Here is a 17344-nt window from a genome sequence, read left to right on the forward strand (position 1 = left end):
TGCCGCAGTCATACAGCCATGCTTAAGTTTTCCTTTTTCAGGGAGAACACCATGAGCGAATTCGACCTCAGCCGTCGTCGTGTCATGCAGGCCGTTGGCGCTGGGCTGTTGATGCCTGGCCTGGCGCCGGCGGTGATTGCTTCGGTCAAGGATCGGCCGCAACTCACCGATGGCGTGCAGTCCGGCGATTTGCTGGGCGACCGGGCGATGATCTGGAGTCGTAGCGACCGTGCGGCGCGGATGGTGGTGGAATGGGACACCCGCAGCCTGTTCAGTAACCCTCGTCGATTCGTCTCGCCCTTGGCCGATGCCCGCACCGACTTCACTGCCCGGGTCGAACTCACTGGCCTGCCCGCCGATCAGGCAATTTTCTATCGCGTGACTTTCGAAGACGCCCAGAGCGGTGTCGCTAGTGAGCCCTGGTTCGGCCATCTGCGCAGTGTGCCTACCGCCCGGCGAGATATTCGGTTCGTCTGGAGTGGCGACACGGTCGGCCAAGGCTTCGGCATCAACCCGGACATCGGCGGCATGCGCATCTACGAAGCCATGCGTCTGCGCCTGCCGGACTTTTTTATCCACAGCGGCGACACCATCTACGCCGACGGTCCCGTACCTGCGCAGCTCACAACAGAGAGCGGCCGGGTGTGGCGCAACCTCACCAGCGAAGCCAAGAGCAAAGTCGCCGAAACCCTCGACGACTATCGCGGCAATTACCGCTACAACCTGATGGACGAGAACATCCGCCGCTTCAACGCCGAGGTCCCACAGATCTGGCAGTGGGACGACCACGAAGTGGTGAACAACTGGTCGCCGGGCAAGCAGCTGGATGAGCGCTACAAGAGCAAAGATATCCACAGCCTGGTGGGTCGTGCGCGCCAGGCCTGGCTGGAATATGCGCCGATGCGCTTGCAGAGTGCCGATGATGGCGAGCGGATTTATCGCAAGCTGAGTTATGGGCCGATGCTGGATGTGTTCGTGCTCGACATGCGCAGTTATCGCGAAGCCAATGACGACAACCTGGGTGCCGCCAAACCGTTCCTTGGTCGCGAACAATTGGACTGGCTCAAGCGTGAATTGAAAGGCTCCCAGGCCCAATGGAAAGTCATTGCCGCCGACATGCCCATCGGCCTCGGCGTCCCCGACGGTGAAGTCCGCCCTGGTGTGGCGCGGTGGGAAGCGGTGGCCAATGGTGACCCTGGCCCGGCTCAGGGTCGTGAAGTGGAAATCGCTGAATTGCTCGGTTTTCTGCGGGCGCAGCAGGTGCGCAATTTCGTATTCCTCACGGCGGATGTGCATTACTGCGCGGCGCACCATTACCATCCGGACCGCGCGGCGTTCCAGGACTTCGAACCGTTCTGGGAGTTTGTCGCCGGGCCGCTGAATGCGGGGAGCTTCGGGCCGAATGCGCTGGATAAAACCTTCGGCCCCGAAGTGGTGTTCGAGAAAGCACCACCGGCGCAGAACACCTCGCCGTTTGCCGGGTTTCAGTTTTTTGGCGAGGTGAATATCGACGGGCAGACGGGGGAGATGAGTGTGGTGTTGCGGGATCTGGATGGGGTGGGGGTGTTTGAGCGCAAGTTGGCGCCGGTGTGAGAAGAAGTAAGCCGACACTCGATCAATGTGGGAGCGGGCTTGCTCGCGAAGGCGGTCTGACAGCCAACATCTTTGTTGAATGTTAAATAGCTTTCGCGAGCAAGCCCGCTCCCACATTTAATGGTTTGGTGTCAGTAAACGTCGCGGCGGTAGCGGCCTTGTTCGATCAGGCGGTCGACCTCTTCAATGCCCAGCAATTCGTTGAGCGCGTGATCCACCCCTGAAGCCATCCCCTGCAAACTGCCGCAGATGTAAATAACGGCGCCGTCGGCCAGCCATTTTTTCAACTCGTCAGCAGACTCGCGCAGGCGATCCTGCACATAGATCTTCTCGGCCTGATCTCGGGAGAACGCCAGATCCAGCCGTGCCAGATCACCGTTGATCAACCATTCCTCAAGCTCTGCGCGGCACAGGTAGTCATGCTCGCGATTACGCTCGCCGAACAGCAGCCAGTGACGCTGCTGCCCGTCGGCAATCCGTGCCTTGAGCAAACTGCGCAACCCGGCCAGCCCGGTGCCGTTGCCCAGCAGAATCATCGGCACCGGTTCGTTCGGTAGATGGAAGCCACTGTTGCGTCGTACTCGCAGGCTGATGCTGCTACCCACGGGAGCATGTTCGGTCAACCAGCCGGAACCGACGCCCAGGCTGCCGTCGGCGTGCAATTCCTGACGCACGATCAATTCCAGCGCGCCGTCAGCGGCGATCGAGGCGATGGAGTATTCGCGCATGGCCAACGGCACCAGGGCGTCCGTCAGCGCTTGCGCGTGCAGGCCGACCAGATGAGTGCGGTTCTCGGGCAGTTGGCGGCTGGCGAGAGCTTGTTCCAGCGTTTGCGACAGGCCATCGAACTCAACCGTGGCCCGACCGTCAATCCCCAGGCCGTCGAGGAAATGCTCGATGGCCCACGGACAATTGCGCGGCAGCACTTCCACCAGATCACCGGCCAGCCAGCTGCTGGTGGTGGGGGCGCTGAGGCCGAGCAAATACACGGGCGAACCGCTGCTGTCCGGGTTCATCAATTCGCGGCGGGTCAGGGTCCAGTTGTCGTAGCTTGGCGCTTGCCAGGTATCTACCGGCGCCTGACCCGTCAGCAGACCGAGTTGCTGTTGCCAGTGGCGCAGGGCGTAAGGGTCGCCGCTGTCGACCTCCACCGGGGCGAACAGGGTCTTGCCGCCGTGCTCGCCCAGCCAAGTGTGCAATCGGCGGGCGAAGCCGCAGAAGTGTTGATACTGACGGTCACCGAGGCCGAGCACGGCATAGTTAAGGCTGTCGAAGCTCTGCGCACGACCCAGCACTTTGCGTTCGAATCCTCGAGCGCTGTCCGGCGCTTCTCCGTCGCCGAAGGTGCTCACCACAAACAGCGCGTTGCTGGAATCCTGCAGGTCCTGTTCGCTGACATTTGCCAACGGTTGAACCTTCACCGGTAACCCGGCGGCCTGTAATTGTCCGGCGGTCTGCCAGGCGAGTTGCTCGGCGAATCCGCTCTGACTGGCGAAGCCGATCAGCCATGCCGGCGCATCACTGCCCGGTTGCGCGAGGCCTTTGCGGGCGTCCTTGATCTGACGTTTCTTGCGTCGACGGTCCAGGTACAGCAACCAGCCAGTGATGAAAAACAGTGGCATGGCCAGTGCGGCGATCGTCACCATAATCCGCCCGATAATCCCGAAATAACTACCGACGTGCAGCGCGTAGACACTGGTCAGCAGCTGCGCCTTGAAGCTCTTGTCGCTGTAGCGGTCATGACGGCTGACGATGCCGGTTGCCGGATCGAGGGTGAGCTGGTTCCGTGCCTGGTCGTGGGGTGAGTTCTTCAGCAGGTAGAACACGGTTGCCGGTTGCCCGGCCACAGGCGGCATACGAACGTTGTAGGACGAAAGCCCAGGGCCGGCGGCGCTGTAGATGCTGCTCCATATCGCGGCGTAATCGGCAGTGGGGGCCGGGCCGCTCGGCGCAGGACCGCGACTGCGCACTCGTTCGTTTTGCGGCGAATCGGAAAGTAGCCGCGTCAGGCCCTTGTTGTACCACTCGTACGACCAGGTCAGCCCGGTCAGCGCTGCCAAAAGATAGAACATCAGGCACCAGGTACCGGCTACCGAGTGCAAATCCCAGTTGAAGCTGCGACCCTTTTTATTCCAGTCCAGGGTCAGCCACGCGCGCCAGTTTTTCCACTGACGCGGCCAGCGCAGGTACAGGCCGGACAGACAGAAGAACACCAGAATCAGCGTACAGGCGCCGGTGATCTGTCGGCCGATATCGCCCATGGCCAGAATCCGGTGCAGTTGCAGCATCAGACCAAAGAAATCCTGGCCCGTGACATCGCCCATGAACTCGCCGGTGTACGGGTCGAAGTAGCGCATCGGTCCGCGACGTTCACCGGGTGGCGCGGTGAAGATCACCCGCGCGGCGTTGCCGCTGTCGGTCTCGACCCAGAGCATCGAGACTGTCTTGCCCGAAGCGCCTTCGATTTTTTCTACCAGCTCGGCAGGCGGCAGTACGCCGGCAATCTGCTTCTCGACGTGCAGCACAGAGGGGTTCAGCGCTCGCAGGATTTCATCCTGGAACGATACCGCCGCCCCGGTGATGCCCATCAGGGCCAGGACCAGTCCGGCGCTGATGCCGAAAAACCAGTGCAACTGGAACAGGGATTTCTTCAACACGTCGCTCGCCTTGTTCGTTCAAAAGTCATCATCACGGCGCGCATTATGCCGTGAGTTGTCGAGAAGCATTCTTTTTTACAGGCAAAAGCCCCGTTCACTTCGATGAACGGGGCTTTTGCCTAAGAGCTTTAGCCTTCACGCTTCTGTAATCAGAAGTGGAAGTTGGCACTCAGCAGGGCGGTACGGCCCGCCGCCACGTGGGCGTAGTGGTTCTGGAGTATCTGGTCGAAATAACGCTTGTCGGTCAGGTTCTGCACGTTGAGTTGCAGGTCGACGTTCTTGGTCAGGCGGTAGCTGGCCATTGCGTCGTAGCGCCAGTAGGACGGGATCTCCACCGAGTTGGCGACGTTGCCAAACTGGGAATCAACATAGGTCGCACCGGCACCGACGGTCAACTTGTCCGGCACCAGGTCGTAGGTCGACCAGAATGTGAAGTTGTTCTGTGGGGTGTTTGGCATGTGGTTGCCTTCATCGGCGGCGAGGGTGGTTTTGACCACTTCGCTGTCCATGTAGGTGTAGCCACCGAAGACTCTCCAGTTACGGGTCAACTTGCCGGCGTAGCTCAGTTCCAGGCCATTGACCTGCTGTTCGCCGTCCAGCACTTGCGTGGTGCCGCCGTCCGGATCGTTGATCCGCGCGTTGGTTTTCTCGGTGCGGAACAGCGCGGCGGTCAGCGACAGATCGTCACCGAAGAAGTCCCACTTGGTGCCGATTTCGTAATTACGGTTCTTTTCCGGGTCCAGACGGCTGTTGTTCGCCGCCAGTTCCAGGCCACCGTTGCCGCTGGTTTCGCCGGCCGGGTTGCTGGAGGTCGAGTAGGCCGCGTAGATGCTGCCGTTAGGCAACGGGTTGTAGACCACGCCGATCTGGTAGTTCACCAGGTCGCTGGTGTTCGCACGGGAGAAATCGTTCGCTGGCGCTGTGCTGCTGGCGTTGGCGTGGCCGCTGGATTCGACCTGATAGTTGTCGTAACGCAGGCCCAGGTTCAGGGACCATTGCTCGTTGAACTTCAGGGTATCGAACACATAGGCCGCGGCGGTTTTGGTGTTGGTGTCAGTGAATGCGGCGCTGTCGGTGATCCTGCCGTTCCAGTTATCCCCAGGTGTCGGGTTGTACAGACTGGTGCAATCGCCGGAGTTGAACAGGGCGCGGTTGCAGCGGGTGCCACTGGCGGTGGAGGTCAGGACGTACGGACGGTTGTGGGTGTCCTGATAGGAAAACTCCAGACCGGTCACCAGGCTGTGCTCGATGGAGCCGGTGTTGAATTTGGCGCTCAGGTCGGTCTGGTTGATCCAGCCGCTGGACGTCGAGTTACGGCTCTTCGCACCCCGGTATACGTTGCCATTGACTACGTTGCCCTTGCTGTCGTCCGGGTTGGTGAGGATGTAGTCCAGGGTCGAACGGGACATGCGGAAGCTGTTCGATACGGTCAGGTCTTCATTCAGATCGTGTTCGATCTTGAGGGTGCCGCTGTCATTGGTGGTCTGGCGATAGTCGCGATCGGTGAGGCCGTAGAAGTTGTCGCGATCGACATGTGCAGGTTTATCGACGTTGTACTTGCTGCGGTTGGGGCTCAAGGTCAACGGGATGCCGTAGTCGGGCATGTCGTCGGTCTCGACGTGGTAGTAGCCGACGGTCAAACGGGTATCGGTGCCCAGGCCGAAGGCGAAGGACGGCGCCACACCCCAGCGACTGACATCCACGGTATCGCGGCCGGCGACATTGGCTTCGTGCTTCATCAGGTTCAAGCGCAAGGCCGAGGTGTCGGTCATCTGCTGGTTCAGATCAAGGGTGGTGCGCTTGGTCTGGTCCGAGCCCCAAGTGAAGCCGCCGTTGTAGGAATTGCCCAGCTTGGGAGTCTTGCTCACCAGGTTCAGGCTGCCACCGGTGGAACCGGCACCGGTGAAGGCTGACCCCGGGCCCTTGCTGACTTCGATCGATTCAACGTTGAAGATCTCGCGGCTCTGGGACGCCGGGTCGCGCATGCCGTCGACGAATGTGTCGCTTTCGGCGTTGAAGCCGCGAATGATCGGACGATCGCCTGCCGGGTTACCGCCCTCGCCGGCACCGAAGGTGATGCCTGGAGTAGTGCGCAGGGCGTCGACCAGGCTGGTAGCGCCGGTGTCGCGAATCACTTGTTGCGGGATCACGGTGACGCTTTTCGGCGTCTCGCGCAGTGGCGCGGTGTACTTCTTGGAGGCCGAAGTATCGGTCTTGTAGGAGGTGTCATTCTGCTCGCCCACAACGCTGGTCGCGTCCAGGGAAATCGCATTGTTCGGTGCTTTTTCGCCGGTCTTCTCGGCCGCGAAAACCATGTGTCCCGCAGAGCCGGCAGTGATCGCCACGCCAATTGCAGACGCAAGCAAACGCGGTGAACCGACCGTTAATTGTAGTTGTTGGCGTGACATGTGAATTCCCCTCCCCAAGGATTTGAGGCCGCGGAATATAGGGTAAACACGTATCTGTATCAATTGCGAAACGTTGCTATTCGCGACTAATTTACATTCTTTACAATTTACCTTTACGGTTTTGCCGTTTCATTCGTCGCACGTGTTTTACACGGGCAATAAGAATCAATACCATTGGCGCCCCTTTGCCTTCAGGTGTCTTTCCATGTTGCTGCACATTCCCGGCGTGTTCGCGAAAGAAGAAGTGCAGCGCATTCGCGAGGCCCTGATGCAAGCGGATTGGGCCGATGGCAAAATCACCGCCGGTTACCAGTCGGCCAAGGCCAAGCACAATCTGCAACTGCCGGAAGGGCATCCGTTGGCCAAGGAAATCGGCGCGGCGATGCTCGAGCGATTGTGGAAAAATCCGCAGTTCATGTCGGCGGCATTACCGCACAAGGTCTTCCCTCCGTTACTGAACTGCTACACGGCCGGTGGCAGTTTCGATTTCCACATCGACAATGCGGTGCGTCAGCCCAAGGGCAGTATCGAGCGAGTGCGCACCGACCTGTCGGCGACGCTGTTCTTCAGTGAACCGGAGGACTACGACGGCGGCGAACTGGAAATCCAGGACACCTTCGGCACCCAGCGCGTGAAATTGCCCGCTGGTGACATGGTCCTGTATCCCGGGACCAGCCTGCACAAGGTCAACGCCGTCACTCGCGGCACCCGTTACGCCTCGTTTTTCTGGACGCAAAGCCTGGTGCGTGAAGACAGCCAACGCGCCTTGCTGTTCGAGATGGACGGGGCGATTCAACAGTTGACCCAGGACATGCCCGACCATCCTTCATTGATCCGCCTGACTGGCACCTATCACAACCTGTTGCGTCGCTGGGTCGAGGTGTAAGTGACGGACTTTCGGTTGCACCGCGAGGAAATCCTCGACGGCGACCGCCTCAAATCGATGCTCGAAGAAAGCCCGGCGCGAGCGGCTCAGGCGATCCTGATCGCCGCCCGTGAAGGCGTGCTCGATGCTCAGGCGTTGCTCGGGCAGATCCTGCTGGACGGCCGGGGTATCGCTCAGGATCAAGCGCTAGCCGTGCGTTGGTTCGGGATCGCTGCCGGACAAGGTCATCTGATGGCGCGCAACATGCTCGGCCGTTGCCATGAACATGGCTGGGGTTGCACCGCCGATGCTTCGATAGCCGAGGGGCATTATCGTGTTGCCGCTGAAGCCGGACTGGATTGGGCGATGTACAACTACGCCAATCTGCTGGCTACTGGTCGTGGGGTGATCGAGGATCAGGTGCAAGCGCTGAGTCTGTATCGGCAAGCAGCTGAATTGGGCCACGCGAAGTCGATGAACCTGCTGGGGCGTTATCTGGAAGAAGGCCGGGTTTGCCCGGCAGATCCGCAAGCAGCCCGTGACTGGTATCGACGCTCGGCGGTCGGCGGGGATTTTCGTGGGCAGTTCAGTTATGCAGCGGTGTTGGCGGATGAAGGCAAGATCGACGAGGCGCTGTGTTGGCTGCACAAGGCACTGGACGGCGGGAATCTGAATTTTTTGCGGGTGGCGAGCAAGGCGCTGGTGAGCGCAACCGATCTGCGAATTCGCGCCTTGGCGATTGAGTACCGTCAAAAGACAATGCAACTGGGCGCAGAGCAATGTCGACTTACTCATGAGGCTTTGGCGGACGTTGATGCTGGAAGGGTGTTTGACCATGAAATTGTTCAGGCGTGGGCAGACAGTTTGAGCACTGATCATCCATTACCGTTGCCCCTCCAATAGAGTTGAATAGGATAAGTCGTCAGTGGCATATGATCGTTCCAATGCAGAGCGTGGAAACGATCAACTGCTTTTCGCGGTAGAAAGTTCAGACACAAAAAAGCCCATGACACGTCATGGGCTTTTTCATTTCTGCGCGTGGTTCTTACACGTAGAACGACTTCAGCGGCGGGAAGCCATTGAACTCAACAGCGCTGTAGCTGGTGGTGTACGCACCGGTCGACAACCAGTACAAGCGGTCACCGATCGCCAGGTTCAGCGGCAGGCCGTACTTGTAGTTTTCGTACATGATGTCAGCGCTGTCGCAGGTCGGGCCGGCGATAACCACTTCTTCCATCTCGCCTTTTTTCTCGGTCCAGATCGGGAACTTGATGGCTTCGTCCATGGTTTCGATCAGGCCGGAGAATTTGCCCACATCCGTGTACACCCATCGCTCGACGGCGGTACGGGATTTACGCGCCACCAGCACCACTTCACTGACCAGAATGCCGGCGTTGGCGATCAGCGAACGGCCTGGTTCCAGGATGATTTCCGGCAGCTCGTCGCCGAAGTCTTCCTTGAGGAAGCGGATGATTTCTTCGGCGTAGGTTTCCAGGCTGTTGGTGCGGGTGATGTAGTTGGCCGGGAAGCCACCGCCCATGTTGATCAGCTTCAGGTGGATGCCGTCTTCTTCTTTCAGGCGTTCGAAGATCACTTTGACCTTGGCGATCGCCGCGTCCCAGACGCTGATGTCGCGCTGCTGCGAACCGACGTGGAACGAGATGCCGTAAGGCACCAGGCCCAGGTCGCGAGCAAGGATCAGCAGGTCCATGGCCATGTCGGTCTGGCAGCCGAATTTACGCGACAGTGGCCAGTCGGCGGTGGTCGAGCCTTCAGTCAGGATGCGCACATAGACTTTCGAGCCTGGAGCAGCCTTGGCGATGTTGCGCAGGTCGGCTTCAGAGTCGGTGGCATATAGACGCACGCCCTTCTCGTAGAAGTAGCGAATGTCTTTGGATTTCTTGATGGTGTTGCCGTAGCTGATGCGATCCGGGCCGACGCCCTGGTTCATCACTTTGTCGAGCTCGTAGATCGAGGCGATGTCGAAGTTCGAGCCTTTCTCTTTGAGCAGGTCGATGATTTCAACGGCCGGGTTGGCCTTGACTGCGTAGTAGACCTTGGCGAATTCGAAACCGGCGCGCAGGTCGTCGTAGGCCTGGCTGATCATCGCGGTGTCGATCACCACGAACGGGGTTTCTTGTTTGTCGGCGAAGGCCTTCATTTTCTGGAAGGTATCGCGTGCGAAATAGTCTTCGACGTTGATCGACATGCTGGGAACTCCTACTGGCAAACTGAAATTATCAATGGGTGCAAATGAACGCCCTCCGTATCCCCACTTTGGTTCGCCTACTTCCCAAGGCATGTCGCCGAAAGCAAAAAGGCCACGGGAGGCGGTGCTTTCCCTTGGCCTTGCTGTCTCGTCGTCAGTACTTGAGCCGGATGGATCGTTTCCAGCATGGACGTTCGGCGCGAACTTTAGGGCGTGAGGAGCTCGAGATCAACAAAAAATGTCGCGTTTTTGCACGCTTCCGTCGTGCGGTGCTGCTCTGTCACTGATGTAACCGACCCAGATGACAGGTTGATGTTCCCCGTGCAGTCGATTTTCGATGGGCGCAGAACCTCGGTCGGTGATAACACTGACATTTTTAATCTCGATAAAGTATGGCAATAACATCATTACTGTTAGTTTTAACAGGTGTCGGATGGCAAGAGTTTCATTAAGGTAGTTCTACTTGTTGTTTTAATTGGCATGCATTCTTCTGTTTGCGCGATTAAGTTAGATTTTTGGATGATGTCGCAGTGATGTCTGTCTGTCCCTGCGTCTGGCGGAACTGTGTGCGTGTTTATTGTTTTTTGAATATTAATCCATCGGAGTGCGTGAGTATGAACAGAATAGTTGTCTTGCTGATTGCATTGGTTGTTGCCGGCTGTGCGAGTCACGAAGATGCACCGGTCAATGTATCTGGTTTCGACGGGCAGGCCGTTGAGTCCCGCGCAGTCAATACAGTGGGGGCCGCTTCTGGCCCGGTGACCGCACAATACCTCACGGAGCGCTACCTTAATAAGGCGAACATGTGCCGAAACAACCCTTCCGCGCCGGCGTTCCTGTGTTCGGGCGTGCTGCTGCGCGCGACCCAACACTCTACCCAGTTCCACTTCTGGAACCCGAATCCTGCAGCTACCGGGGTATCGTTTTCCTATCTGCGGGCGGATGCCAAGTTCAGTAAACTGGTGTTTGGCTATAATAATGGCTTTATCTTTTATCCGGTGTTTTACGCGCCAGTTGATAAAGTGGATCCGGAAATATTGTGTTTCTTTCCGGTGGACGGTGGGACTGATAATCGGGGCGAACAAGGCTGTGGTGAAAGACCCGGTTATCCTTCAAGTAGGGAGTGTCAGTCTCAGGGTATTAACACCGCCGCCCAATATATCGCGCATTACAATAGTATTCCGAGTAAGTATTCCCTCTTGTGCGGGTTCAATGTGCGCGACAGTTTGAATCAGGGTGCAACCACTGCCTTCAATGAAGCAATCAAAGCGCAGGGAATGGGCGGAACCTTTGCCTTTAATACGCAGAACGAATTCAGGCTGGCCAAATGGGGCCAGAATATGGGTAAAACCCTCCCGGTCGAGGCAGTTTTCTACATCAATGATGTCGGCAAGGCGGGGGCGCAATACGACCAGCGAGATTTCAAGACGCAAACCGGCATCTGGATCCCGATGATCCGTATCACGCTTCCGCAAACGACCACTGCTAATGTGATCTTCCAGTTCATTCCCGACGATCAGGCGATCTCCTCCTGATTGAATAAACCGGGCCGTGCTCCCACAGGTACTGTGTAAAACCTGTAGGAGCGAGGCTTGCCCACGAAGACGTCAGATCAGGCGACAGCAGTCTCGGCCGGCGAAACAATGCTGGTCTTGCCCCCACGAGACTTACCAGAGCTCAAATATTCGGCAATCGATTCCTGAGTCACCTCACCCAGGAACACCCGCTCGGCATCCATCACCGGCAGCCACGAGCGGTTGAACTCGTACATGCGCGACAGCAGGATGCGCAAATGCTCGTCGTACACCGCAGTGGCGTTGAACTCGCGCAGGTATTGCGCGCAGGTGCCGGTCTGGCGGTGCAGGTCGCGACGGCGCACGTAGCCCAAGGCCTTGTTCTCGGCGCAGGTAACCACCACGTAGCGACGGTCCAGTTCGTCCATCAATTCCAGCGCTTCGGCCACCGGAGTTCCCGGGCTCACCGAGGGTGCGTTGTCCGCCGCGTCTTCGGCTTTCACCAGCAACAGACGTTTGAGGGTGCTGTCCTGGCCGACGAAATTGCTGACAAAGTCATCCGCCGGGTGCGCAAGAAGCGTGTCCGGATGGTCGATCTGCAGCAGTTTGCCCGCGCGGAAAATCGCGATCTTGTCGCCGAGCTTGATTGCTTCGTCGATGTCGTGGCTGACCATGATCACGGTCTTGTTCAGCGCCCGTTGCATCTCGAAGAACTCGTTCTGAATCATCTCGCGGTTGATCGGGTCGACCGCGCCGAACGGTTCGTCCATCAACAACAGCGGCGCATCCGCCGCCAGTGCGCGAATCACGCCGATCCGCTGCTGCTGGCCACCGGACAATTCACGTGGATAGCGAGTCAGATACTGCTTGGGTTCGAGCTTGATCATGCTCATCAACTCGCGGGCACGGTCGTGGCATTTCTGTTTGTCCCAGCCGAGCAGGCGCGGAACGATGGTGATGTTTTCTTCGATGGTCATGTTCGGGAACAAACCGATCTGCTGGATCACATAGCCGATGTTGCGACGCAGGGTCACGGCGTCGAGGTCGGTGGTGTCTTCGCCGTTGATCAGGATCTTGCCCGAGGTAGGCTTGATCAGGCGGTTGATCATCTTCAGCGTGGTGCTTTTACCGCAGCCCGATGGCCCCAGGAACACACAGATTTCGCCTTCATTGACGGTCAGGCTTACCGAGTCCACGGCTTTCACATCTTTGCCGTTGCTTTGGAAGGTCTTGCTGAGGTTTTGAAGTTCGATCATTTGAGCAGTCCTTTTGGAGTCAGCGTGCGTTGCAGCCATTGCAGAAGCAGGTCGGCGAAGATGGCCAGGAGACTGACCAGCACGGCGCCGACGATCAGCATCGACATGTCGCTGCGGCTGATGGAAGCGAGAATGAGTACACCGAGGCCACCGGCGCCGATGGTCGCGGCGATGGTCATCACACCGATGTTCATCACCACGGCGGTGCGCACGCCGGCGAGGATCACCGGCACCGCGATGGGCAGTTCGACCATGCGCAGGCGCTGGCCGAAGGTCATGCCGATGCCACGCGCTGCTTCGCGAATGCCCGGTTCGACGCCGGTCAGCGCCAAATAGGTGTTACGCATGATCGGCAGCAACGAGTACAGAAACACTGCGGTGATCGCCGGCATCGGGCCGAGGCCCTGGCCGAATTTCGAGTAGAACGGCAGCAGCAGGCCGAACAGCGCAATCGACGGCACGGTCAGTAACACTGTGGCGCTGGCTTGCAACGGGCCGGCCAGTGTCGGGAAGCGGGTCATCAGGATGCCCAGCGGCACGCCGACCACAATCGCTAACGTCACCGCGATGCCGACCAAGGTGATGTGCTGCCAGGTCAGGTGCAAAACCTGCGGCCAATCGAGATGGGAAAAGGCGTTCAGAAATTCCATGGCTTTTCCTCCTCAGTTGATGGGGTGCTGGCGCAGGAAATCTGCAGCAACGGATGAAGGACTTTCGTGATCGACATCGACCCGCGCATTCAGGGCACGCATGGTGGCGTCGTCGAACAGTTGGGCCAGCGGCTTGAGCTCTTCGGCGAGTTTCGGGTGGGCATCGAGGTAAACCTGACGCACCACCGGCGCGGCGGTGTAGTCCGGGAAGTAATGCTTGTCGTCTTCCAGCAACTTGAGCTTGAAGGCGTTCAAACGACCGTCGGTGGTGTAAACCAGACCGGCGAACACCTGGCCATTGCGCAGCGCGGTGTAGACCAGCCCGGCATCCATCTGGCGAATGTTGTTGCGGGTCAGGTTCATGCCGTAGAGATCCACCATGCCATCGAGACCGTCGGAACGGTTGGCAAACTCGGTGTCCAGGGCGACGAGGTGATGGGTCTTCGCCTCAGCCTGCAGCACCGTGTTCAGCTCGCTCATGGTGTTGATCTGTGGGTAAGCCTTCGCGGTGTTTTCCGGCAGGGCCAGGGCGTAGGTGTTGCTGAACTTCGACGGGGTGAGCCAGACCAGGCCTTTTTTCGCGTCGAGTTCTTTCACTCGGGCGTAGGACTGAGCGCTGTCGAGCTTGTCGGTGACGTGGTTGTAAGCCACCAGCGACACGCCGGTGTATTCCCACATCAAATCCAGCTGGCCACTTTCGTGGGCGCTACGAGCCAGATTGCTGCCCAGACCGCCGGTCACTTGGGTGTCGTAACCCTTGGTGCGCAGGTACTGGGAAGTTATTTCCGCCAGCAGGGTTTGTTCGGTGAACACCCGGGCACCAATGCGGATCACGGGTTTTTCAGCGGCTTGGGCAAATCCTGCGAACAGCAGAACGCAGCCTATTAAAAAGCTTAATTTCTTCATAAATATTCCTTTGCCGAGGCTTAAGACGGGCGCAAGCCGCGTTCGAGCCAGAGGCGGCTGGCGAGTGTCACCAGGCCGTCGAGCAGCAAGGCCAGCAGGGCGGTGCATGCCGCGCCGAGCAGCAGTTGCGGCTGATTGTTCAGGGCGATGCCGGGGAAAATCAGGCTGCCCAGACTGTTGGCGCCGATCAGGAACGCTAGCGGTGCGGTACCGACGTTGATCGCCAGCGCCACGCGCACACCACCGATGATGATCGGCACGGCGTTCGGCAGTTCGACCCGCCACAGCACCTGCGTCGGTGTCATGCCGATGCCAACGGCCGCTTCCTTGAGTGAACCCTGGACGTTTTTCAGTCCTTCATAGGTGTTGCGCACAATCGGCAACAGTGAGGCGAGGAACAAAGCGAAAATCGCAGGACCGCTACCAATGCCGAGGATCCCCAGGGCGATGGCCAGTACGGCGAGAGGCGGCACGGTGTTGCCGATGTTGAAGATCTGCATGAAGCGTTCGGCGCGTCCAACCATGGTCGGGCGGCTGAGGAAGATGCCGGCGGGTATGCCCACTACAAGGGCGGCCAGCATGGAAACGAGGACGAGAATCAGATGAGCTTGCAGGTAAAACAACAAATCGTCGCGGTACTGTTCGATCGTGTTGATGCCAATCCAGTGGACCAGCAGGGCCAGAAGGGCGACGACAACCGCACCTCCTATCAGCCCTTTGCCATAGCGAATAGCCACAGGCGGACTCCTTTTTTCAGTCGGCGGACGCAGTCCCGTGTGGCATGCCATTCCTGGCTGCCGGGAAATCAACGTTCGCGAGAAGCAGCTCTTCATGCTCGTGAAACCGCATGAAATCGAGCCATAAGCGCAGCCTCGTCAGGCTAACTTGCTGATTTTTCAAACCCTGACGAATAGTCGTAACAGGGGAGTGGACGCCTCCACGCTCTGAAAGGTTCCCATCTGAAGCAGCATTTGGCCACCCCTAATGTGCTCAACGGTTCGGTTCTTCGATGAAGTTGGGCTATAATCGCGGCCCTTTTTTGAATCACCTGCCAGGCGATTTCCCATGACCAAACAGGCCGCCGAAGTCGCGAAACGCCGCACTTTCGCCATTATTTCCCACCCCGATGCCGGTAAGACCACCATCACCGAGAAGCTCTTGCTGATGGGCAAGGCGATTGCGATTGCGGGCACGGTGAAATCTCGAAAATCCGACCGCCATGCCACCTCCGACTGGATGGAAATGGAAAAACAACGGGGTATTTCCATTACCACGTCGGTCATGCAGTTTCCGTATCGCGATCACATGATCAACCTGCTCGACACCCCGGGCCACGAAGACTTCTCCGAAGACACCTACCGCACTCTGACGGCAGTGGACTCGGCATTGATGGTCCTCGACGGCGGTAAGGGTGTAGAGCCACGGACCATTGCGCTGATGGACGTCTGCCGTCTGCGTGACACGCCGATCGTCAGCTTCATCAACAAACTCGACCGTGACATTCGTGACCCGATCGAACTGCTCGACGAAATCGAAGCGGTCCTGAAGATCAAGGCGGCGCCGATCACCTGGCCGATCGGTTGCTACCGCGATTTCAAGGGTGTTTATCACCTCGCCGACGACTACATCATCGTCTACACCGCTGGTCACGGCCACGAGCGCACCGACGTGAAAATCATCGAGAAGCTCGACTCCGATGAAGCCCGTGCGCATTTGGGCGATGAGTACGATCGCTTCGTTGATCAGCTGGAACTGGTGCAGGGCGCCTGCCACGAATTCAATCAGCAGGAATTCCTCGATGGCCAGCTGACACCGGTATTCTTCGGTACCGCACTGGGCAACTTCGGTGTCGATCACGTGCTCGACGCCGTGGTCAATTGGGCGCCGAAACCGCTGGCCCGTGTCGCCAACGAACGCACCGTGGAACCGGTTGAAGAGAAATTCACCGGCTTCGTGTTCAAGATCCAGGCGAACATGGACCCGAAACACCGCGACCGCATCGCCTTCATGCGGATCTGCTCCGGCAAGTACGAAAAAGGCATGAAAATGCGCCACGTGCGCACTGGCAAAGACGTGCGGATCGGCGATGCGCTGACGTTCTTCTCCTCCGAGCGTGAGCAACTGGAAGAAGCGTTTGCCGGCGACATCATCGGCCTGCACAACCACGGCACCATCCAGATCGGCGACACCTTCACCGAAGGCGAAGTCCTGGGCTTCACCGGCATCCCGCACTTCGCCCCGGAACTGTTCCGTCGCGTGCGTCTGCGTGATCCGCTGAAATCCAAGCAACTGCGTCAGGGCCTGCAGCAATTAGCCGAAGAAGGCGCCACTCAGGTGTTCTTCCCCGAGCGCAGCAACGACATCATCCTCGGCGCCGTCGGTGTGCTGCAGTTCGACGTGGTCGCCAGTCGTTTGAAAGAGGAATACAAGGTCGAGTGCTCGTATGAGCCGATCACTGTTTATTCCGCGCGCTGGATTGATTGCGACGATAAGAAGAAGTTCGAGGAACTCCAGGTCAAGGCCGTAGAAAACCTTGCAGTCGATGGTGGTGGTCACCTGACCTACCTGGCCCCGACACGGGTCAACCTGGCGCTGATGGAAGAGCGCTGGCCTGATGTGAAATTCCGTGCGACGCGTGAGCATCACTAAGCGCTGAGCCGTAACCCCCAAAGCCCCGATGCGTAAGCCTCGGGGTTTTTTTGTGCCGCCTCGGTCAACTGTGGGAGCGGGCTTGCTCGCGAAAGCGGCCTTTCATTCAACATTGATGTCGACTGACCCGACGCCTTCGCGAGCAAGCCCGCTCCCACATTGGATCATTGTTGTTAGAGGGTTTGGATATAACCATTATTCGAAACCAGTCTCTTCGCCAACGACATTTTCTGCTACCCGGTAGCGTCCTGTCTGGAGAACCCGGTCAATCGGAACTAAATTTCATTCAGTACCTTTCAGGCATCCCATGCGTCAACCCACAAAGGATGGAATCGGCTATGAGCATTTTTCAACGCATTGTGTTGTTGCTTAAGGTTTTGGTGATGCTGTCCCTCGGCACGTCGGCGGTGGCGTGGGCAGAATGTGAGAACCATGAAAAACAGGCCTTGAACGGGCAAGGCGTGCACAGCGAGCTGATGATCGCTGCGACTGAATCAGACGAAGACGACCCAGACGCCGATGAGGAGGATGAGGAAGACACGCAAACGTAAATGACGGACAAAAAGAAAACCCCTCCTGCCGGACTGATGTGCAATCGAAGCAGAAGGGGTTGATCAACGCTTTAGATATTTCGTGC

13 protein-coding genes are annotated in these 17344 nt (G+C 58.3%); 6 read left to right on the plus strand and 7 right to left on the minus strand.

From position 1 onward, the window contains the following. The first annotated feature begins 51 nt into the window (after positions 1–51). Entirely contained in the window at positions 52–1593 is a 1542-nt protein-coding gene (locus AB7M29_RS07350) for an alkaline phosphatase D family protein (RefSeq protein WP_217857615.1), read from the plus strand. A 131-nt stretch (positions 1594–1724) separates the two neighbouring features. Here the strand turns inward: AB7M29_RS07350 and AB7M29_RS07355 are convergent, their stop codons facing one another. Beyond that, a complete protein-coding gene (locus AB7M29_RS07355; protein ID WP_454246620.1) occupies positions 1725–4250 on the minus strand; it encodes a PepSY domain-containing protein in 2526 nt (841 codons plus the stop codon). A gap of 149 nt (positions 4251–4399) precedes the next feature. Next, positions 4400–6658 (minus strand): TonB-dependent receptor, encoded by a 2259-nt coding sequence (locus tag AB7M29_RS07360; RefSeq protein WP_454246621.1) that lies wholly within the window; start codon positions 6656–6658, stop codon positions 4400–4402. A 205-nt stretch (positions 6659–6863) separates the two neighbouring features. On the opposite strand from AB7M29_RS07360, the gene AB7M29_RS07365 reads away from it, so the two are divergent. Both AB7M29_RS07365 and AB7M29_RS07370 read left to right on the plus strand, forming a co-directional pair. After that, positions 6864–7544: a Fe2+-dependent dioxygenase gene (locus tag AB7M29_RS07365; protein WP_052965629.1), complete on the plus strand. Its 681-nt coding sequence runs from the start codon at positions 6864–6866 to the stop codon at positions 7542–7544. Positions 7545–7601: 57 nt separating this feature from the next. Then, the gene (locus AB7M29_RS07370) at positions 7602–8426 is read left to right on the plus strand and encodes a tetratricopeptide repeat protein (RefSeq protein WP_454248702.1); all 825 of its coding nucleotides are present in this window, start codon (positions 7602–7604) and stop codon (positions 8424–8426) included. A 142-nt stretch (positions 8427–8568) separates the two neighbouring features. Here AB7M29_RS07370 and AB7M29_RS07375 read toward each other — a convergent pair whose 3' ends face one another. Further along, entirely contained in the window at positions 8569–9732 is a 1164-nt protein-coding gene (locus AB7M29_RS07375; protein WP_052965627.1) for a type III PLP-dependent enzyme, read from the minus strand. A 614-nt stretch (positions 9733–10346) separates the two neighbouring features. Between AB7M29_RS07375 and AB7M29_RS07380 the strand changes: the two genes are divergently transcribed. Next, positions 10347–11267 (plus strand): hypothetical protein, encoded by a 921-nt coding sequence (locus AB7M29_RS07380; RefSeq protein WP_454246622.1) that lies wholly within the window; start codon positions 10347–10349, stop codon positions 11265–11267. A gap of 77 nt (positions 11268–11344) precedes the next feature. Here AB7M29_RS07380 and AB7M29_RS07385 read toward each other — a convergent pair whose 3' ends face one another. Genes AB7M29_RS07385 through AB7M29_RS07400 form a run of 4 tightly spaced genes read right to left on the minus strand, consistent with a single transcriptional unit; the run spans position 11345 to position 14795 of the window. Next, positions 11345–12502: an osmoprotectant ABC transporter ATP-binding protein OsmV gene (locus AB7M29_RS07385; RefSeq protein WP_052965622.1), complete on the minus strand. Its 1158-nt coding sequence runs from the start codon at positions 12500–12502 to the stop codon at positions 11345–11347. Next, complete coding sequence (locus AB7M29_RS07390) at positions 12499–13152, minus strand: ABC transporter permease (RefSeq protein ID WP_063341568.1); 654 nt, start codon at positions 13150–13152, stop codon at positions 12499–12501. Before AB7M29_RS07390 ends, AB7M29_RS07385 begins: the two co-directional genes overlap by 4 nt. Before the next feature lie 12 nt (positions 13153–13164). Further along, positions 13165–14058 (minus strand): glycine betaine ABC transporter substrate-binding protein, encoded by an 894-nt coding sequence (locus AB7M29_RS07395; RefSeq protein WP_454246623.1) that lies wholly within the window; start codon positions 14056–14058, stop codon positions 13165–13167. Between the two features lie 20 nt (positions 14059–14078). Further along, the gene (locus AB7M29_RS07400; RefSeq protein WP_007900385.1) at positions 14079–14795 is read right to left on the minus strand and encodes an ABC transporter permease; all 717 of its coding nucleotides are present in this window, start codon (positions 14793–14795) and stop codon (positions 14079–14081) included. Between the two features lie 328 nt (positions 14796–15123). On the opposite strand from AB7M29_RS07400, the gene AB7M29_RS07405 reads away from it, so the two are divergent. Beyond that, entirely contained in the window at positions 15124–16707 is a 1584-nt protein-coding gene (locus AB7M29_RS07405; protein WP_454246624.1) for a peptide chain release factor 3, read from the plus strand. A 338-nt stretch (positions 16708–17045) separates the two neighbouring features. Next, positions 17046–17258 (plus strand): hypothetical protein, encoded by a 213-nt coding sequence (locus tag AB7M29_RS07410; protein WP_217857620.1) that lies wholly within the window; start codon positions 17046–17048, stop codon positions 17256–17258. Positions 17259–17344 lie beyond the last annotated feature (86 nt).

This window comes from Pseudomonas sp. F-14 TE3623, from assembly GCF_053629015.1.